Source organism: Caulobacter henricii (assembly GCF_001414055.1).
In the GTDB taxonomy this organism is placed as follows: Bacteria; Pseudomonadota; Alphaproteobacteria; order Caulobacterales; family Caulobacteraceae; genus Caulobacter; species Caulobacter henricii.
Genome location: NZ_CP013002.1, coordinates 3,830,826 through 3,848,076 on the forward strand (window position 1 = coordinate 3,830,826; position 17,251 = coordinate 3,848,076).

The following is a 17,251-nucleotide window of genomic DNA, read 5'->3' on the forward strand; positions in this document are numbered from 1 at the left end:
TCTTCCTTAGAGTCCGTTCTGGGTCGCGAGGTCCCGCAGGCTGACCTGCGGGCGCGGACCGTAATGGGCAATCACCTCGGCGGCGGCCAGGGAGCCCAGCTGGCCACAAACGGGCAGAGGGCGGCCCTGCGAGAGGCCGTAGAGGAAACCCGCCGCGTATTGGTCGCCTGCGCCGGTGGTGTCCACGACATTTTTCACGGGGTAGGCCGAGATTTCGTGAACCTGACCGCCGGCGACCACGACCGAACCGTGCTCGCTGCGGGTGACGGCGGCGATCGTGACCTTCTCCGCCAGGGCCTTTACGGCGGCGTCGAAGTCGTCGGTCTCGAACAGGGCGCAGACTTCCGAGGCATTGGCGAAGACGATGTCGCACTGGGTTTCGACAAAGCCGAGCAGGGCTGAGCGATGGCGCTCGACCACGAAGCTGTCGGACAGGGTGATGGCGATCTGGCGGCCGGAGCCATGGGCCAGGCCGGCAGCCTTGGCAAAGGCGCGGCGGGCTTCCGGCGGATCGAACAGATAGCCTTCCAGATAGGAATAGCGGGCCGCCTCGATGATCGCCGGATCGACATCGGCGCTGGTCAGCTCGACGCAGGCCCCCAGATAGGTGCTCATGGTGCGCTGGGCGTCAGGCGTGACATTGATCAGGCTCTGGGCCGTGGCCGGACCATCTGCCAGGGGCGGGGTGGTGAAGGCGCAGCCGATGGCCTTCATGTCGTGGCGGAACACATTGCCCAGCTGGTCGTCAGCGACCTTGCCGATGAAGGCGGCCTTGCCGCCGAAGCTGGCGACGCCGGCCACGGTATTGGCGGCGCTGCCGCCCGAGGCCTCGATGGCTGCGGCCATCACATCATACAGACTGGAGGCGCGGGCCGGATCGATCAGGGCCATCGAGCCCTTCACCAGGCCCTCGCGCTCGAGGAAGGCGTCGTCGCACTGGGCGATGACGTCGACAATGGCGTTGCCGATCGCGGCGACGTCGTAGAGGGCGGTCATGGAAATCGGCAAGCCTTTGAAAGCGCTGGGGGCGGAAAGCCCCTCAGGGGCGGCAAGTAAAGGAAGCGGGCGCTCAAGGCAACGAAGGCTTGCCGCCGGGCTTGCGACATTCTAACCGCGAGGGATGAGCTCGCCGATCGCCGATATCCTGCTGCTGGGGCCCTCGACCGGACACGCTGCCTATTCGGCGGCGTCGGTCCGCCTGTTCGAGCGGCTCGCGGCCCCGCTACGGGCCAGGGGCCTGACCGTGATCAGCCAGCCCTGGACGGATCCGGTGGATCCCGCCTCCGCGAACCTGGTCCTGCCCCTCCTGGCCTGGGGCTATCACCTGCGACAGGCCGAGTGGTTTGCCCAGCTGGACGCCTGGGAGGCCGCCGAGGTTCCGGTGATCAATCCCGTGCCGACCCTGCGCTGGAACACCCGCAAGACCTATCTGATCGAGCTGGAGGCGCGTGGCGCGCCGGTCGTCCCGACCCGTGCCCATGACCGCCTGACCCCGGAAGCCCTGGCCGCCGCCTTTGACGCCTTCGGGGTCGATCAGCTGGTGGTCAAGCCGCAGATCTCCGGCGGCTCCCAGGATACGGTACGGGTTCGCCGGCAGGAGGTCCTTGAAGGCGGCCCTGCGGGTCCGGCCCTGATCCAGCCCTTCCTGCCGGCCGTGGGCGAGGAGGGCGAGCTGTCCCTGTTCTTTTTCGACGGCCGGTTCAGCCATGCCGTGGCCAAGGTGGCCGCGAGCGGCGATTTCCGGGTCCAGCCGCAGTTTGGCGGTCAGGTCTCCGGGGTCGCGCCGGAGCCCGAGGCCCTGCGGGCGGCCCGGATGGTGCTGGAGGCGGCGGACCTGCCCCTGACCTATGCCCGGGTCGACCTGATCCGGGGTCTCGACCATACGCCGCAGCTCATGGAGCTCGAGGTCATCGAGCCGGACCTCTTTCTGGAGCATGGCCATGATCACGGGGCGGCCTTTGCGACGGCGGTGATGGCCCGCCTCTAGGCACGGGAAAATTCGGACCTATCTAAGCCGTAACAGAGGGAGTTACTGATGTCCGAACTGTCCGCCTTCCCGATCACGACCCGCTGGCCCGCCAAGCATCCCGACCGCCTGCAGCTCTATTCAACGCCCACGCCCAACGGCGTGAAGGTGTCGATCATGCTGGAAGAGATCGGCCTGGCCTATGAGCCGCACGCCATCAACATCATGGCCAATGAGACCTGGGGGCCCGAATTTCTGTCCCTGAACCCTAACGGCAAGATCCCGGCGATCCTCGATCCCAACGGTCCGGACGGCCGGCCGCTGGCGCTCTGGGAATCCGGCGCGATCCTGCTCTATCTGGCCGAAAAGACCGGCCAGCTGTTGCCCAGGGATCCGGTTGCCCGCCTCGAGGCCATCCAGTGGGTGTTCTTCCAGGTGGCCGCCGTCGGCCCGATGTTCGGCCAGCTCGGCTTCTTCCACAAGTTTGCCGGCAAGGACTATGAGGACAAGCGGCCCCGCGACCGCTACGCCGCCGAGAGCAAGCGCCTGCTGGGCGTCCTGGAGGGCCGCCTCGCCGACCGCCGCTTCATCATGGGCGAGGACTTCAGTATCGCCGACATTGCCCTGCTGGGCTGGGTGCGCAGCATCGATGGCTTCTATGGGGCCGGCGAGCTGGTCGACTATGGCAGCCTGAAACATGTCCCCGCCTGGCTGGAGCGCTGCCTGGCGCGGCCGGCGGTGCAGCGCGGCCTGGAGATCCCGGCGCGGCCCTAGGCCCCCAGGAAGAGCTCGCGGGAGGGGCACAGGTCGCTGATCTTGCAGATCTCGCACCGGGGCTTGCGGGCCACGCAGACATAGCGGCCGTGCAGGATCATCCAGTGATGGGCCCGGGTCTGGAAAGGACCCGGGACGATCCGCATCAGTTCCGCCTCCACGGCATCCGGCGTCTTGCCGGCGGCCAGTTTCAGGCGGTGGGCGACCCGGAAGACATGGGTGTCGACGGCAATGGCCGGTTCGATGTCGAGTTCGTTCAGCACCACGCTGGCGGTCTTGCGACCCACCCCGGGCAGGCTCTCCAGATCGTTGCGGTTCAGGGGCACCTGGCCGCCGTGACGGTCCATCAGGATCCGGGCCGCAGCCATGACGTTCCTGGCCTTGGTCCGGAACAGTCCGATCGAGGCGATATGGCGGATCAGCCCCTCCTCGCCGAGGGCCAGCATCTTCTCGGGGCTGTCAGCGACGTCGAACAGGGAGCCTGTGGCCTTGTTGACCTGGACGTCGGTGGCCTGGGCCGAGAGGGCGACGGCCGTGACCAGTTCATAGGGGTTTCGGTAGTTCAGCTCGGTCTTGGGCCGCAGCTCAAGACTTTCGAACCGGTCGAACAGGGTTGCTACCCGCTGGCGCTGGGCGGGCGAGATCCGCCTGGTCCCGGGCCGGGCTTTTTTCGCCGGTTTCGTCTGTAAAGCCATGGTCGCGACCATGCCGTGATGCGGCCCCCTCGCCAAGGCGGGCCAGCGTGCCTAAATCGATGCCATGGCCACCGCGCTCTACATGGATGCCGTGATTTCGCCCAACCGGTCCCTGAGCCGGAGGGGCCTGCGGGTCTTGATGGCGGTGATCATCGCCTTCAACCTTATGGTCGCGGTCTTTCTGCTGGTGCTGGGCGCGCCGCTGGTCCTGCCCTTTCTGGGCCTCGATATTCTCGCCATCTGGTGGGCGCTGAACGTCAGTTTCCGCGCGGCGGAACGCAGGGAGCGGGTCCGGGTGACGGCCGAGGCCATCACGGTCCGTCGCGAGGACGAAAAGGGCTCGCGCCTTGTCTGGACCTCGCCGACCGCCTTCACCCGGGTCGATGTCGACCAGCCCGGCGAACACGAGGCCCGGGTCCGCCTGCGCATCCACCGCCGCCGACTGACCGTCGGCCGGGCCCTCAGTCCGCCCGAGCGGGTCGAGTTTGCCGACGCCCTGCAGCGCGCCGTCCGCGAGGCCCGCGCCGAACGCTATGGCTGAGCAAGAACCGGGCGGACGCCGGTGCGTCGCGGGTTTAGTCTTCTGGCATGGCTCTCGATATGCACCCCTCCGAAACCTATGCCCGTCTGTCGGAACGTTCGGCGGACTATCACCGCATGGCGGTCGCCCTCGACTGGCTGGCCGAGCGCTGGCAGGAGCGCCCCTCGCTCGAAGAGGCCGCCGAGGCGGTCGGGCTGTCGCCTTTCCATTTCCAGCGGACCTTCACCCGCTGGGCGGGGGTCAGTCCCAAGACCTTTGTCTCGGCCATAGCCCATGCCGAGGCGCGCCGGTCGCTGGAGGCCGGGGCCAGCGTCCTGGACGCTGCCTATGATGCCGGCCTGTCCGGCCCGTCGCGCCTGCACGACCTGTTCATCGCCCAGGAGGCCGCCACGCCTGGCGAAGTGCGCCGTCGGGGGGCCGGCATGACCCTGACCTATGGCTGGGCCCCGACCCCGTTCGGACGGGGCCTGTTCGTCATGGCCGAGCGCGGCCTGGCGGGTCTGGCCTTCTCGGACGGCGATGACGCGGCGACCTATGACGACATGCACCGTCGCTTTCCCGCCGCCGACTGGGTGCGCGACGACGAAGCGGCCGGTCAGACCGCCGTTCATGCCTTTGCCGGCGGCCAGGGGCCCCTGCCGATCGTGCTGATCGGCTCGCCCTTTCACATCCAGGTCTGGAAGGCCCTGCTGCGCATCCCGACGGGGGCCACAAGCACCTATGGCCAGGTGGCGGAATGGGCCGGCAAGCCCCGGGCCTACCAGGCCACCGGCGGGGCGATCGGGGCCAATCCGATCTCTCTGCTGATCCCCTGTCACCGCGCCATCGCCAAGGACGGACGGCTGACGGGCTATCACTGGGGTCTGGCCCGCAAGGCGGCGATGCTGGGGCTGGAGGCCGTTCAGGCGGCGGGCTGACTGGACTGGCCCCCTACGGGCTGCTCCGCAGCCATCTTCCCCCGGAGGGGGAAGATGAGGTCCGCGCGCTTTATCTTCCCCCTCCGGGGGAAGACGATCGCGAAGCGATCCGTAGGGGGCAAGTACCGCTCTTTACAGAATAAACCGGCTCAGATCGGCATTGGCGGCCAGGGCCCCGACCTTGTCGGTCACATAGGCCGCGTCGATGGTCACGGTTTCACCGCCGCGGTCGGCGGCGGTGAAACTGATTTCCTCGACGACCTTTTCCAGGATGGTCTGCAGCCTTCGGGCCCCGATGTTCTCGACCGAGTTGTTCACCGCAACGGCGGCGTCGGCCAGGGCGTCGATGGCGTCGGCGGTAAAGACCAGGGTGACGTCCTCGGTCAGCAGCAGGGCCTGGTGCTGGCGGATCAGATTGGCTTCCGGCTCGGTCAGGATTCGCCTCAGGTCGTCGCGGGTCAGACCCTTCAGTTCCACCCGGATCGGCAGGCGGCCCTGGAGCTCGGGCAGCAGGTCGCTGGGCTTGGCCACGTGGAAGGCGCCCGAGGCGATGAACAGGATATGGTCGGTTTTCACCGGGCCATACTTGGTCGAGACTGTCGTGCCCTCGATCAGGGGCAGCAGGTCGCGCTGCACGCCTTCGCGCGAGACGTCGGCCCCGCCGCGCTGCGACGAGGAGGCCACCTTGTCGATCTCGTCGAGAAAGACGATGCCGTGGTTCTCGGCCAGCTCGATGGCCTCCTGGGTCAGGGCTTCCTGATCCAGCAGCTTGTCGCTTTCCTCGGCGATCAGCGGCGCATGGGCGGCCGCCACGGTGGTCCGATGGACCTTGGTGCGTCCGCCGCCGAACGACTTCATCATTTCCGACAGGTTCAGGACCGAGGCCCCGGCCTGGCCGGGGATCTCGAACATCCCGCCGCCGCCGGTATCGGCCAGCTGCAGCTCGACCTCCTTGTCGTCCAGCTCGCCGGCCCGCAGCTTCTTGCGGAAGCTTTCGCGGGCGGCCGTCGAGCCTGGGCCGGTCAGGGCGTCGAGGATGCGTTCCTCGGCGGCGGCTTCGGCCCTGGCGCGGACGCTGGCCCGGCGGCGGTCGCGGACCATGCCCAAGGCGCTCTCCACCAGATCACGCACGATCTGGTCGACGTCGCGGCCGACATAGCCGACCTCGGTGAACTTGGTGGCCTCGACCTTCAGGAACGGGGCCTGGGCCAGACGCGCCAGGCGGCGGGCGATCTCGGTCTTGCCCACGCCCGTGGGGCCGATCAGCAGGATGTTTTTCGGCGTGACCTCGTCGCGCAGATCGGCGGGCACGCGGCGGCGACGCCAGCGGTTGCGCAGGGCCACGGCGACGGCCTTCTTGGCCTCGGTATGGCCGACAATATAGCGGTCGAGCTCGGAGACGATTTCGCGCGGGGAGAACTCGGTCATTTACAGGCTTTCAACCGTCAGATTGCCGTTGGTGTAGACGCAGATCTCGGCGGCGATGGCCATCGCCTTGCGGGCAATGTCCTCGGCCGAAAGATCCTGGTCGATCAGGGCCTTGGCGGCCGCGAGGGCATAGTTGCCGCCCGAGCCGATGGCCGCGACCGAGCCGCCGCCGGCGCTTTCGCCGGGCTCCAGCACGTCGCCGACCCCGGTGACCGTGTAGATGGCGGTGGCATCGGCCACGAGCAGCATGGCCTCCAGCCGGCGGAGATAGCGGTCGGTGCGCCAGTCCTTGGCCAGGTCGACACAGGCCCGGGCCAACTGGTCGGGATATTGTTCCAGCTTGGCTTCAAGCCGCTCGATCAGGGTGAAGGCGTCGGCCGTGGCACCGGCGAAACCGGCCACCACCTTGCCGCCGGCCAGACGGCGCACCTTGCGGGCATTGCCCTTGACGACAGTTGGCCCCATGGAGACCTGGCCGTCTCCGGCGATCACGGTCTGACCGTTCTTGCGCACCGCCAGGATGGTCGTGCCGTGCCAGTCTGGGAAGGAATTGCTGTTTTGCATGTCTCGCATGTGGCGAGGCTGACTGCGGAGATCAAGCGCGATGAGCTTTTCGGACAGCGAGGTCGAACGCTATGCCCGCCATCTGGTGCTGCGCGAGGTCGGCGGACCGGGCCAGCAGAAGCTGAAGGCGGCTCGGGTCCTGCTGGTCGGCATGGGCGGTCTGGGCGCGCCGGCCGCGCTCTATCTGGCCGCCGCCGGGGTGGGAACCCTGGGCCTGGCCGATCCCGATACGGTGTCCCTGTCCAATCTGCAGCGCCAGGTCCTGTACCAGACCGCCGATATCGGCCGCGCCAAGGTCGAGGTCGCCGCCGAGCGCCTGACGGCGATCAATCCGCATGTGGCCCTCGAAACCCATCCGGTATGGCTGGACGTCGCCAATGCCGGGGACCTTGTTTCCCGGTATGACCTGATCCTCGACGGCACCGACGACTTTGCCACCCGCTTTGCCGTCAGCGACGCCTGTCTGGCCCACGGCAAGACCCTGGTCAGCGGGGCCCTGGGCCGCTGGACCGGCCAGGTCGCGGTGTTTCAGGGCCAGCCCTGTTATCGCTGTCTGGTGCCTGAGGTCCCGCCGGACGCCGAAACCTGCGCCCTGGTCGGCGTGGTCGGGGCCCTCGCCGGTGTGATCGGTGCGATGATGGCCCTGGAGGCGGTCAAGCTGATCACCGGCGCGGGGCAGGCCCTGAACGGCCGCCTGCTGATCTACGACGCCCTGGCGGCGGAGACCCGCACGGTGCGGATCGGGGCCGATCCGGCCTGCCCGGCCTGCGGCGCTTGACGGCGCGGCCATACCGGCCTTCTCTCGCCGTCCAAAAGCAAGACGTCAGGGGTAGGGCCGAATGAAGACGCTGTTTCGCGGGGTGTTGATCGCCTTGGCTGTGATCATCGCCTTGCTGGCCGTCAGCTGGCTGGTCCTGCAGCGCAAGGACATCCCCTATGCGACCCTGGAGGCCAAATATGGCAATCCGGCCTCGCGCTATATGGATCTCCCCGACGGCGTGCGGGTGCATTATCGCGACGAGGGCCGGCGCGACGGACCGACCCTGGTTCTGGTCCACGGCTTCTCTGCCTCCCTGCACGCCTGGGAACCCTGGGTGCGGTCCCTGTCCGGCGATTATCGCGTCATCACCCTGGACCTGCCCGGCCACGGCCTGACCCGCGCCGATGCCGGCTATGCCGCCGGTCGGGCGGGCTATGGGGCGGTGGTCGATCAGGTGACCCGCAAGCTGGGGGTCGAGCGCTTCACCCTGGGCGGCAATTCGATGGGCGGGGCTGTGGCCTGGGAATATGCCCTCGACTATCCTGACCGGCTGGAAGGCCTGGTTCTGGTCGATGCCGCCGGCTGGCCGTCGAGCGGCGGCAATCAGGCGGTGATCTTCCGGATCCTGCAAAATCCCCTGGGCCGGGCCGTGCTCAAGAACATCGATACCCGGCCCCTGGTCCGTCAGGGTCTGGTGGCGGGCTATCTGGATCCCAAGCTGGTGACCGAGGCCCTGGTCGACCGCTATGTCGACCTGGCCCGCGCGCCGGGCCATCGCGACATCCTGCTGGGCCTGCAGTCGGGTCCGCGCCGGGTGGCGACGGCGGAAAGCCTGGCGGCGATCAAGGTCCCGACCCTGGTGATGTTCGGCGAACAGGACAAGCTGATCCCGGCCGCCCACGGCAAGCGCTTTGCCGAGGCCATACCGGGTTCGACCCTGATCCTCTATCCCGAGGCCGGCCACGCCCCGATGGAACAGATCCCCGACCGCTCGGTCGCCGACCTCAAGGCCTGGCTGAAGGCGAAGGTCTATCCGGTGGCGGTGCCGTCAGGGTCCTGAAGCCCTACAGCATCGCCGGAATGACCCGGTCCGGCGGGCGGTGGCCGTCCATGAAGGTCTTGACGTTGACGATGACCTTTTCGCCCATGTCGATGCGGCCCTCGACCGTGGCCGAGCCCATATGGGGCAGGAGCACGACATTGGGCAGTTTCAGCAGCTTGGGATTGATGGCCGGCTCGTGCTCATAGACGTCGAGGCCCGCCCCGGCGATGTCGCCACGGGCCAGCATGTTGGCCAGGGCCCCTTCGTCGATCACCTCGCCGCGGGCCGTATTGACCAGGATGGCGTGCGGCCGCAGCAGCTTCAGGCGGCGGGCCGACAGCAGGTGATAGGTGGCCGGGGTGTGCGGGCAGTTGACCGAGATGAAGTCCATCCGGGCCAGCATCTGGTCGAGGCTTTCCCAGTAGGTGCAGCCCAGTTCCTCGGCGATACGGGGGCTGACCGGCTTGCGGTTGTGATAATGCACCTGCATGCCGAAGGCCTTGGCGCGGCGGGCCACGGCCTGGCCGATCCGGCCCATGCCGATGATGCCCAAGCGCTTGCCCCACAGGCGGCGGCCCAGCATCCAGGTCGGGGACCAGCCATGGAAGCCGCCCGACTTGACCACCTCGGCACCTTCGACGACGCGGCGCGAGGCGGCCATGATCAGGGTCATGGTCAGGTCGGCGGTGTCCTCGGTCAGGACGCCGGGCGTATTGGTGACGATGATGCCGCGCGCATTGGCGGTGGCGACGTCGATATTGTCGACCCCGGCCCCGAAATTGGCGATCAGCTTGAGCCGATCGCCGGATCGGGACAGAAGACGCGAGTCGATCCGGTCGGTGATCGTCGGCACGAGCACATCGGCCCGTTTCATGGCGTCCACCAGTTCATCCGCCGTCAAGGGTTTGTCGGTGACGTTGAGTTCGGTGTCGAACAGTTCGCACATCCGCGTCTCCACCGGATCGGGGAGTTTGCGGGTGACGATGACTTTGAGCTTGCGGGCTGCCATGGGCGGTTGAAAAGCTCTCTCTGACGGGCGTTAGAAAAGCTGTAGCAAAGGGGCCCGATGGGGCCAAGCAACATGCCGCCGAATTGCAAACATCGTTCGCTCGGGATCATGGCCGCTTTGGTGCTGGCAGTGCTTGCCGCGCCGGCCGCCGCCGCCGATGCGCCCCGCACCACGCCCTCGGGCCTGGAGGTGCCGCGCTATGTCTCGCTGAAATATGACACGGTCAACGCCCGCAACGGCCCGGACGAGGCCCACCGCCTGCTGTGGGTCTATCGCGCCAGGGGCCTGCCGGTGCAGGTGGTGGCCGAAACCCGCGAGTGGCGGCGGATCTGCGATCCCGAGGGCGGCCTGGCCTGGGTGCACAAGCGCACGACCGATGGACGCCAGACCGCCATGCGCCTGAAACCGACGCCCCTGGCCCTGCTGGCCAATCCCAAGGACGGGTCGCGGGTCAATGCCTGGCTGCGGGGTCGTTCCACGGCCAATCTCGACCGTTGCGACAAGGGCTGGTGTCGTCTGAAGGCTGACGGATCGTCGGGCTGGGCCCGCGAGGGCGAGATCTGGGGAGCCGCCCCCGAAGCTCAGTGCAAGCCCTGACCGCCGGGGGCTCCTGAAAAAAGAGCCCGGATCGTTCACAAGCGTTACTGAAAGTAACATTGAGGCGCGACCCGCCCTCGTGCTAGGGCGAGATCATGCAACAGAGCTCCTACACCCTCGACGAACTCCTGGCCTGCGGTCGCGGCGAGATGTTTGGCCCCGGCAACGCCCAGCTGCCCGTGCCGCCCATGCTGATGTTCGACCGCATCGTCCGGATCGAATCCGAAGGCGGCAAGTACGGCAAGGGCTATGTCGAGGCAGAGTTCGACATCCATCCCGACCTCTGGTTTTTCGGCTGCCACTTCATCGGCGACCCGGTCATGCCCGGCTGCCTGGGCCTGGATGCCATGTGGCAGCTGGTCGGCTTCTTCCTCGGCTGGTCGGGCGCGCCCGGTCGCGGCCGCGCCCTGGGCGTCGGCGAGGTCAAGTTCACCGGTCAGGTCACCCAGGACGTCAAGAAGGTCGTCTACAAGATCGATCTGAAGCGGGTGATCATGCGCAAGCTGGTCATGGGCATTGCCGACGGCGTGCTGGAGGCCGATGGCAAGGTCATCTACGAAACCAAGGACCTGAAGGTCGGTCTGTTCACCGCCGAGCAGATGGCGTCCTGATCCGCTTGCAGGGTCGGCCAGTCGAGAGCTGACCCCAGGGGATCCGGGGGAGAGGAAGAGGAAAGTACATGCGTCGCGTCGTCGTCACCGGACTGGGGATCGTCTCGTCCATAGGCAACAACGCCAATGAGGTTCTCGCCTCACTGCGTGAAGCCAAGTCCGGTGTGGTTGCCGCGCCCGACTATGCGGAACTCGGCTTTCGCTGCCAGGTGCATGCCACGGTCAAGCTCGACTCCTGGGAAGCCCTGGTCGACCGCCGTGCGGCGCGCTTCCTGGCCCCGGGCACGGCCTATGCCCATATCGCCATGGAACAGGCGATCGCCGATTCCGGCCTGGAAGAGGCCAGCATCTCCAATGAGCGGACCGGCCTGATCGTCGGATCGGGCGGCCCGTCCACCCAGGTGATCATCGAGGCGGCGGCGACGACCCGGGAAAAGGGTCCCAAGCGGATCGGCCCGTTCGCGGTGCCCAAGGCCATGAGCTCGGGCCCCTCGGCAGTGCTGTCGACCTGGTTCAAGATCCGCGGCATCAACTATTCGATCAGCTCGGCCTGCGCGACCAGCGCCCATTGCATCGGCGCGGCCGCCGAACAGATCCAGATGGGCAAGCAGGACATCGTCTTCGCCGGCGGCTGCGAGGAGCTCGACTGGAGCCTGTCCAACCTGTTCGACGCCATGGGCGCGATGAGCAGCAACTTCAACGACCGCCCCACCGTGGCCAGCCGCGCCTATGACAAGGACCGCGACGGCTTCGTGATCGCCGGCGGGGCCGGCATCGTGGTGCTGGAAGAGTATGAGCACGCCAAGGCGCGCGGCGCGAAGATCTATGGCGAACTGGTCGGCTATGCCGCCAATTCCGACGGCTTCGACATGGTCGCCCCCTCGGGCGAGGGCGCGGCCCGCTGCATGCGTCTGGCCATGGCCCAGGCCGGTGGCCGGACCATCGACTATCTGAACCCGCACGGCACCTCGACGCCGGTCGGCGACAGCAAGGAAATGGGCGCGGTGCGCGAGGTGTTCGGCGACAAGGCGCCGCTGATCTCCTCGACCAAGTCCCTGACCGGCCACAGCCTAGGGGCGGCCGGGGCCCAGGAGGCGATCTATTCGATCCTGATGCTCAATAATGATTTTGCCGCCCAGAGCGCCAATATCGAGACCCTGGATCCTGAATTTGCCGACCTGCCGATCCTGCTGGAGCGGTCCGACAAGCCCCTGACCACGGTGATGTCCAACAGCTTCGGCTTTGGCGGCACCAATGGCACGCTGATCTTCAGCCGCGCCGACTGACGGGACACTTGGCGACCGCCCGCGCGGCATTCGACCTCTACAGAGCCGGCCGACTGGCCGAGGCCGCCGCCCTGTGCGAGCGGCTGGTGATCGAGGCCCCCAGCGTCGAGGCCTGGCACCTGCTCGGCGTGTCGCGCCTGGGTCTTGGCCAGGCCGAGGGTGCCCTGACCGCTCTGGATGCGGGCCTGGCCCTGGATGCCCGGCGGTCGGGCCTGTTATCGGCCCGGGCCCTGGCCCTGAACGCCCTGGTGCGAGACGTCGAGGCGGTGGACGCGGCCCGGGCGGCGATCGCGGCTGATCCCGACAACCCGCCCGTCCTCAACGCCCTGGGCGTGTCGCTGCGGCGGCTGGGCAAGGCCGAACAGGCCCTGACGGCCTATGATGCGGCGCTCGCGGCCGAGCCGGGCTTTGTCGACGCGCTCTGCAATCGTGCCGTGGCCCTGACCGATCTCGGTCGCTTCGACGCGGCCCTGGCGGCGCATGACCTGGCCGTCCGCGCCGCGCCGCGCGAGGCCAGGGCCCTGGCCAACCGCGCGGCCCTGAAGTCGCTGCTGAACCGGCCGGCCGAGGCGGCGCGCGACCTCGAAGCCGTGCTGGAGCTGGATCCGCTCTATCCCCGCCTCGCCGGCGACCTGATGTGGGCGCGCCGCCAGACCTGCGACTGGCGCGAGGACGCGGCGCTCGACATGCTGGTCAAGGCCGACCTCAAGCTCGGTCGCCCGGGCGTCTCGCCTTTCGCGGCCCTGGCGATGTTCGACATCCCCGCCCTGCACCGGCGGTGCGCCGAACTGGCGGCGCCGCCGCCGGTTCCACGGCCAGGCCGGTCCTGCCACATGCCAGGTTCGCCGATCCCGGTCGCCTATCTGTCGGCGGACCTGCATGACCACGCCACGGCCAGGCTTCTGGCCGGAGTCCTCGAGGCGCATGACCGCGACCGCTTCGAGATCACCCTGCTGTCCTATGGGCCCGACCTGGGCGGGGAGCTGCGCGATCGGATCGATCGGGCGGCCCATCACCGGATCGATGTCCGCAGCCTGTCCGACGCTGAGGTGGCGGATCTTGTTGAACAGCTGGGCATCGAGATCCTTGTGGATCTCAAGGGCTACACCCAGGACGGCCGGCCGGGGATCCTGGCCCACCGCGCCGCCCCGGTTCAGGTCAGCTGGCTGGGCTATCCGGGAACCCTGGGCTGTCCCTATGTCGACTATGTCATCGCCGATCCCGTGGTCTTGCCGCGTGGCGCAGAGAGTGACTGGAGCGAGGCGGTGGTGCGGTTGCCGCTGTACCAGCCCAATGACGCTCTGACGGAGGCGACGACTCCGGTTCCGGCACGGGCCGATGAGGGCCTGCCGGAGGACGCTTTCGTGTTCGGCTGCCTGAACAGCCCCGGCAAGATCACGCCGGAGACCTTTGCCGCCTGGATGCGGATTCTGACCAGGTCCCCGGGTTCTGTCCTTTGGCTCTATGAGGGCGTGCCCGGCGCGTCGGCCAATCTCAGGGCGCAGGCCGCAGAACTGGGGGTCGATCCCCGGAGGCTGGTCTTCGCTCGCCCGGTCCAGCACGCGGCCCACCTGGCGCGCCAGGACTTGGCCGACCTGATGCTCGACACCTCGCCCTATGGTGCCCACACCACCGCCAGCGACGCCTTGCGGAGGGGTGTTCCGCTCTTGACCGCGCCGGGCAAGAGCTTCGCCAGCCGGGTCGCTGCCAGTCTGCTGACTCGCCTGGGTCTGCCGGAGCTGATCGCGGCCGATACAGAGGCCTATGTGGCTCAGGCCGTGCGTCTGGCCGGTGATCGTGCGGCGCTCACGGCGCTCAAGACTCGGCTGGAGGATACACTGCACACTTCGGCGGTGTTTGATCCGGCGGTGTTCGCCGCCACCCTGGAGCGCGCCTTTGAAACCATGGCCAAGCGGTCATGGGCTGGCCTTTCGCCCGAGAGCTTCGATGTCGAGCCTTTCTGAAGGGTTCCGCCCGGTGACCGCGCCTGCTAACCACGGACAACGATTTACCAAAGAGGGCCTGACCCATGGCTGACGATTACGCATTCCCCAAGGGTGAGCTGATGCGGGGCAAGAAGGGCCTCGTCATGGGCGTCGCCAACCACAACTCGATCGCCTGGGGCATCGCGTCACAACTCGCCGCCCAGGGCGCCGAGATGATCTTCACCTATCAGGGCGAAGCCCTCGAGCGCCGGGTCCGGCCTCTGGCCGAGAGCATCGGCGTGACCACCCTGGTGCCGGCCGATGTCACCGACGACGCCTCGATGGACGCCGCCTTTGCCGCGATTGAAGACAAGTTCGGCACGATCGATTTCGTCGTCCATTCGGTGGCCTTTGCCAACAAGGATGAACTGAAGGGGTCGTTTGTCGACAACACCACCCGCGACGGCTTTCTGCTGGCCATGAACATCTCGGCCTACAGCTTCGTCGACGTGGCCAAGCGCGCCGCCAGGCTGATGCCCAATGGCGGCTCGCTGATCACCATGACCTATCTGGGCTCAGAGCGGACCATTCCCAACTACAACACCATGGGCGTGGCCAAGGCCGCCCTGGAAGCGGCGACCCGCTATATCGCCCGTGACCTCGGCCCCAAGGGCATCCGTTGCAACGCCATCTCGGCCGGTGCCATGCGCACCCTGGCCCTGGCAGGTATTGCCGGTGGCCGGGGCATGATCGCCCAGGGCCGGGCCTTCAGCGCGATGAAGGAAGATACCTCGATGGAAGGCGTTGCCGGGGCCGCCCTGTGGCTGGTCTCCGACCTCGGCCGTTCGACCACGGGCGAAGTCGTTCACGTCGATGCCGGCTTCCACATGATGGGCATGCCCGACGAAGTCGAAGCCTAGGGGCTTCCGGGCCTAGGGCCCATAGGCTTTCAGGAACCGTTTGGCGGCCTCGCGGGCGAGGTCGTCAAACTGGGCCTGGGTCTTGTCGGCGGGCAGGCACAGCAGGGCCCGAAGCTGGGCATGGCCCAGGACCATGCCGGAAAAGAACTCAGCGGCCTGGTCGAAGTCCTCGACCTGCAGGCGGCCGAGGCGCGTCTCGGTCTCCAGGAAGGCGGCCAGCTGTCGGCGGGCATGGCGCGGACCGGCCTCGAAGACCTCATGGGCCACCTCGGGCATTTCGCCGGCCCCCTGGATCACGACCCGCATGACCGAATAGCTGCTGGCCCCGTTCACCGTCTCCAGGATCGAGCGGGCATAGGCCTCGAGCGCGGCCTGGGGATTTTCCTCGGCCCCCGGCATGCGCAGCGGGGCGGTGATCAGCTCGACCCGCCGGGCCATCAGGGCGCGGACCAGCTCGGCCTTGCAGCCATAGTGGTTATAGACCGTCTGTTTGGAGACGCCGGCGTGGCGGGCGATCGCCTCCATGGGCGCGGACAGGCCGCGCTGGCCGATCACCTCGATGGCCGCGTCGAGAATGGCCTCGGTCTTGGCGACGTCGATCTGTCCGGGGATCCTGGGCATCAGTGGGCGTCCGAAGGCGGCGGGGCAGCACCGGCCGCCGGTTTGGCCAGCAGGGAAACGCCGGCCGCGATGAAGCATCCGAAGGCCAGCAGGGTGAAGCTGTCGCCGAAGGCCAGCACCGTGGCCTCCTGGTGCAGCATGCCGGAAAAGGCCTTGCGGGCCGCGCCGTCGGGATCGGAGACCCCGAGCTGGGCCATGCGGCTGGCCAGGCCCGCCATCATTCCCTGGGCCTCGACATTGCCGGTCTGAAGCTTCGAGGTCAGGTCGTTGTAATAGAGCGCCGTCTGCTGGCTGATGCTGGTGGCCAGCAGGGCCAGCCCCATGGCACCGCCGGTGTTGCGCGACAGATTGACCAGGCCCGAGGCGTTCTTGACCATGTGCGGGGGCAGGGTGCTCATTGTGATCTGCTGGGTGGCGATCATCGCGATCATGACTCCGACCCCGCGACAAGCCTGGACCCCGGCAAATTCCCAGAATCCCCAGTCCTTGGTCACGCCGTGGGCCATGTACATGCCCCAGCCGGCCAGAATGAAGCCAATGAACATCGGCACGCGCGGGTCGATCCTGCGCACCAGTCGGCCGGCAATGGGGCCGGTGGCGAACATCGACAGGCCGGAAATGATCATGGTCGTGCCGACTTCGGAGGCCGAATAGTGGCGCACCCGGCCCAGGAACTGCGGCAGCAGGAAGGTGCCGCCGAACAGGCTGGCCCCGGAGACGGCGGTCATCAGCACGCCGATCGAGAAGTTGCGGTTCGAAAAGGCCCGCAGCTCGACGATCGGATTCTTGTAGCTCAGGGAGCGCCAGACGAAGACCACCCCGCTGATCACGGCCAGGACCGCGAGGCCCAGAATGAGGTCGTCCTGGAACCAGCTGTTCTTGGCCCCTTCCTCCAGCACAAACTGCAGGCTCATCAGAAAAGCGGCCATCACCCCCAGGCCGAACCAGTCGAAGCCGGCCTTCAGGCTGGGATCGCCCTCATCGAACTTGCCCCAGCGGGCCACGCCGAACAGCACGATCAGGCCGGTGGGCACATTGATGAAGAACAGCCAGCGCCAGCTGAGCCATTCGGTCAGGTGGCCGCCCAGGGTCGGCCCGACCGTGGGGGCCAGGGTGACGATCAGGCCCATGATGACACTGGCCGTGACCCGGCGCTCGGGCGGAAAGGCCGTGAAGGCGACGGCGAACACCGTCGGGATCATGGCCCCGCCGATGAAGCCCTGCAGGGCCCGGGTCAGGATCATCATGTCGATCGAGGACGACAGGCCGGTCAGCACGCTCATCACGATGAAGCCGGTGCAGGAGGCCAGATAGAGCCTCTGGGTGCCCCACAGGCGTGAGAGATAGCCCGAAAGCGGGATCATCACGACCTCGGGGATCAGATAGGCGGTCTGGATCCAGCTGACCTGATCGGCGCTGGCCCCGACCCCGGCCTGGATCTGGGGCAGGGAGGCCGCGACGATCTGGATGTCGAGAATGGCCATGAACTGGCCGATGACCATGGCTCCGAAGCCCAGGAACAGCTTGGTCCAGTCGGCCTGGGTCATGGTCTTGGCGGGTGCGGCGGGTGCCGCCGTGACGGCGTCGGTCATGGC

Annotated in this window: 17 protein-coding genes and 1 pseudogene; 11 read left to right on the forward strand and 7 right to left on the reverse strand. The window is 67.6% G+C overall.

Annotation, left to right across the window (positions count from 1 at the left end; genetic code table 11):
- Window positions 1-6 precede the first annotated feature (6 nt).
- Window positions 7-996 (reverse strand): adenosine kinase, encoded by a 990-nt coding sequence (locus tag AQ619_RS17955; protein WP_062150966.1) that lies wholly within the window; start codon window positions 994-996, stop codon window positions 7-9.
- 136 nt (window positions 997-1,132) lie between these two features.
- On the opposite strand from AQ619_RS17955, the gene AQ619_RS17960 reads away from it, so the two are divergent.
- Both AQ619_RS17960 and AQ619_RS17965 read left to right on the forward strand, forming a co-directional pair.
- Complete coding sequence (locus AQ619_RS17960; protein WP_062151856.1) at window positions 1,133-1,987, forward strand: ATP-grasp domain-containing protein; 855 nt, start codon at window positions 1,133-1,135, stop codon at window positions 1,985-1,987.
- Window positions 1,988-2,035: 48 nt separating this feature from the next.
- Entirely contained in the window at window positions 2,036-2,740 is a 705-nt protein-coding gene (locus AQ619_RS17965) for a glutathione binding-like protein (RefSeq protein WP_062150969.1), read from the forward strand.
- Here the strand turns inward: AQ619_RS17965 and nth are convergent.
- Window positions 2,737-3,447, reverse strand: coding sequence for an endonuclease III (nth, locus tag AQ619_RS17970; protein ID WP_062150972.1), 711 nt, complete (start codon window positions 3,445-3,447; stop codon window positions 2,737-2,739). The genes AQ619_RS17965 and nth overlap by 4 nt on opposite strands.
- 52 nt (window positions 3,448-3,499) lie before the next feature.
- On the opposite strand from nth, the gene AQ619_RS17975 reads away from it, so the two are divergent.
- Both AQ619_RS17975 and AQ619_RS17980 read left to right on the forward strand, forming a co-directional pair.
- The gene (locus AQ619_RS17975; protein WP_062150975.1) at window positions 3,500-3,976 is read left to right on the forward strand and encodes a DUF2244 domain-containing protein; all 477 of its coding nucleotides are present in this window, start codon (window positions 3,500-3,502) and stop codon (window positions 3,974-3,976) included.
- 47 nt (window positions 3,977-4,023) lie between these two features.
- Window positions 4,024-4,893 (forward strand): methylated-DNA--[protein]-cysteine S-methyltransferase, encoded by an 870-nt coding sequence (locus tag AQ619_RS17980; RefSeq protein ID WP_062150978.1) that lies wholly within the window; start codon window positions 4,024-4,026, stop codon window positions 4,891-4,893.
- A 132-nt stretch (window positions 4,894-5,025) separates the two neighbouring features.
- On the opposite strand, the gene hslU is transcribed toward AQ619_RS17980, so the two are convergent.
- Window positions 5,026-6,321 carry an ATP-dependent protease ATPase subunit HslU gene (hslU, locus tag AQ619_RS17985; RefSeq protein ID WP_062150981.1) on the reverse strand — a complete coding sequence of 432 codons (1,296 nt, stop codon included), beginning with the start codon at window positions 6,319-6,321 and terminating at the stop codon, window positions 5,026-5,028.
- Window positions 6,322-6,920, reverse strand: a pseudogene (gene hslV / locus AQ619_RS17990) (ATP-dependent protease subunit HslV). It abuts the gene before it with no gap.
- Between the two features lie 5 nt (window positions 6,921-6,925).
- Between hslV and AQ619_RS17995 the strand changes: the two are divergent.
- Both AQ619_RS17995 and AQ619_RS18000 read left to right on the forward strand, forming a co-directional pair.
- A complete protein-coding gene (locus tag AQ619_RS17995; RefSeq protein ID WP_062150988.1) occupies window positions 6,926-7,663 on the forward strand; it encodes a HesA/MoeB/ThiF family protein in 738 nt (245 codons plus the stop codon).
- 61 nt (window positions 7,664-7,724) lie between these two features.
- Window positions 7,725-8,705: an alpha/beta fold hydrolase gene (locus tag AQ619_RS18000; RefSeq protein WP_062150991.1), complete on the forward strand. Its 981-nt coding sequence runs from the start codon at window positions 7,725-7,727 to the stop codon at window positions 8,703-8,705.
- 4 nt (window positions 8,706-8,709) lie between these two features.
- Here AQ619_RS18000 and AQ619_RS18005 read toward each other — a convergent pair whose 3' ends face one another.
- A complete protein-coding gene (locus AQ619_RS18005) occupies window positions 8,710-9,696 on the reverse strand; it encodes a 2-hydroxyacid dehydrogenase (RefSeq protein ID WP_062150994.1) in 987 nt (328 codons plus the stop codon).
- A 72-nt stretch (window positions 9,697-9,768) separates the two neighbouring features.
- On the opposite strand from AQ619_RS18005, the gene AQ619_RS18010 reads away from it, so the two are divergent.
- The 5 genes from AQ619_RS18010 (at window position 9,769) to AQ619_RS18030 (ending at window position 15,035) form a co-directional block, all read left to right on the forward strand.
- The gene (locus AQ619_RS18010) at window positions 9,769-10,293 is read left to right on the forward strand and encodes an SH3 domain-containing protein (protein WP_062150997.1); all 525 of its coding nucleotides are present in this window, start codon (window positions 9,769-9,771) and stop codon (window positions 10,291-10,293) included.
- 95 nt (window positions 10,294-10,388) lie between these two features.
- Window positions 10,389-10,904 carry a 3-hydroxyacyl-[acyl-carrier-protein] dehydratase FabA gene (gene fabA / locus AQ619_RS18015; protein WP_062150999.1) on the forward strand — a complete coding sequence of 172 codons (516 nt, stop codon included), beginning with the start codon at window positions 10,389-10,391 and terminating at the stop codon, window positions 10,902-10,904.
- A gap of 68 nt (window positions 10,905-10,972) precedes the next feature.
- On the forward strand, window positions 10,973-12,190 hold the full coding sequence (gene fabB, locus AQ619_RS18020) for a beta-ketoacyl-ACP synthase I (RefSeq protein WP_062151001.1): 1,218 nt from the start codon (window positions 10,973-10,975) through the stop codon (window positions 12,188-12,190).
- An 8-nt stretch (window positions 12,191-12,198) separates the two neighbouring features.
- On the forward strand, window positions 12,199-14,154 hold the full coding sequence (locus AQ619_RS18025; protein WP_062151004.1) for an O-linked N-acetylglucosamine transferase, SPINDLY family protein: 1,956 nt from the start codon (window positions 12,199-12,201) through the stop codon (window positions 14,152-14,154).
- Window positions 14,155-14,219: 65 nt separating this feature from the next.
- Complete coding sequence (locus tag AQ619_RS18030) at window positions 14,220-15,035, forward strand: enoyl-ACP reductase FabI (RefSeq protein WP_062151007.1); 816 nt, start codon at window positions 14,220-14,222, stop codon at window positions 15,033-15,035.
- Window positions 15,036-15,047: 12 nt separating this feature from the next.
- Here AQ619_RS18030 and AQ619_RS18035 read toward each other — a convergent pair whose 3' ends face one another.
- Window positions 15,048-15,656: a TetR/AcrR family transcriptional regulator gene (locus tag AQ619_RS18035; RefSeq protein WP_062151010.1), complete on the reverse strand. Its 609-nt coding sequence runs from the start codon at window positions 15,654-15,656 to the stop codon at window positions 15,048-15,050.
- On the reverse strand, window positions 15,656-17,248 hold the full coding sequence (locus tag AQ619_RS18040; protein ID WP_062151013.1) for a DHA2 family efflux MFS transporter permease subunit: 1,593 nt from the start codon (window positions 17,246-17,248) through the stop codon (window positions 15,656-15,658). Before AQ619_RS18040 ends, AQ619_RS18035 begins: the two co-directional genes overlap by 1 nt.
- Between the last annotated feature and the right edge of the window lie 3 nt (window positions 17,249-17,251).

Excerpts from the sequence above, each read along its gene's own strand:
- AQ619_RS17955 (WP_062150966.1), bottom strand. The coding sequence starts at position 996 with ATGACCGCCCTCTACGACGTCGCCGCGATCGGCAACGCCATTGTCGAC.
- AQ619_RS17965 (WP_062150969.1), top strand. The coding sequence starts at position 2,036 with ATGTCCGAACTGTCCGCCTTCCCGATCACGACCCGCTGGCCCGCCAAG.
- nth (WP_062150972.1), bottom strand. The coding sequence starts at position 3,447 with ATGGTCGCGACCATGGCTTTACAGACGAAACCGGCGAAAAAAGCCCGG.
- AQ619_RS17975 (WP_062150975.1), top strand. The coding sequence starts at position 3,500 with ATGGCCACCGCGCTCTACATGGATGCCGTGATTTCGCCCAACCGGTCC.
- AQ619_RS17980 (WP_062150978.1), top strand. The coding sequence starts at position 4,024 with ATGGCTCTCGATATGCACCCCTCCGAAACCTATGCCCGTCTGTCGGAA.
- hslU (WP_062150981.1), bottom strand. The coding sequence starts at position 6,321 with ATGACCGAGTTCTCCCCGCGCGAAATCGTCTCCGAGCTCGACCGCTAT.
- AQ619_RS17995 (WP_062150988.1), top strand. The coding sequence starts at position 6,926 with ATGAGCTTTTCGGACAGCGAGGTCGAACGCTATGCCCGCCATCTGGTG.
- AQ619_RS18000 (WP_062150991.1), top strand. The coding sequence starts at position 7,725 with ATGAAGACGCTGTTTCGCGGGGTGTTGATCGCCTTGGCTGTGATCATC.
- AQ619_RS18005 (WP_062150994.1), bottom strand. The coding sequence starts at position 9,696 with ATGGCAGCCCGCAAGCTCAAAGTCATCGTCACCCGCAAACTCCCCGAT.
- AQ619_RS18010 (WP_062150997.1), top strand. The coding sequence starts at position 9,769 with ATGCCGCCGAATTGCAAACATCGTTCGCTCGGGATCATGGCCGCTTTG.
- fabA (WP_062150999.1), top strand. The coding sequence starts at position 10,389 with ATGCAACAGAGCTCCTACACCCTCGACGAACTCCTGGCCTGCGGTCGC.
- fabB (WP_062151001.1), top strand. The coding sequence starts at position 10,973 with ATGCGTCGCGTCGTCGTCACCGGACTGGGGATCGTCTCGTCCATAGGC.
- AQ619_RS18030 (WP_062151007.1), top strand. The coding sequence starts at position 14,220 with ATGGCTGACGATTACGCATTCCCCAAGGGTGAGCTGATGCGGGGCAAG.
- AQ619_RS18035 (WP_062151010.1), bottom strand. The coding sequence starts at position 15,656 with ATGCCCAGGATCCCCGGACAGATCGACGTCGCCAAGACCGAGGCCATT.
- AQ619_RS18040 (WP_062151013.1), bottom strand. The coding sequence starts at position 17,248 with ATGACCGACGCCGTCACGGCGGCACCCGCCGCACCCGCCAAGACCATG.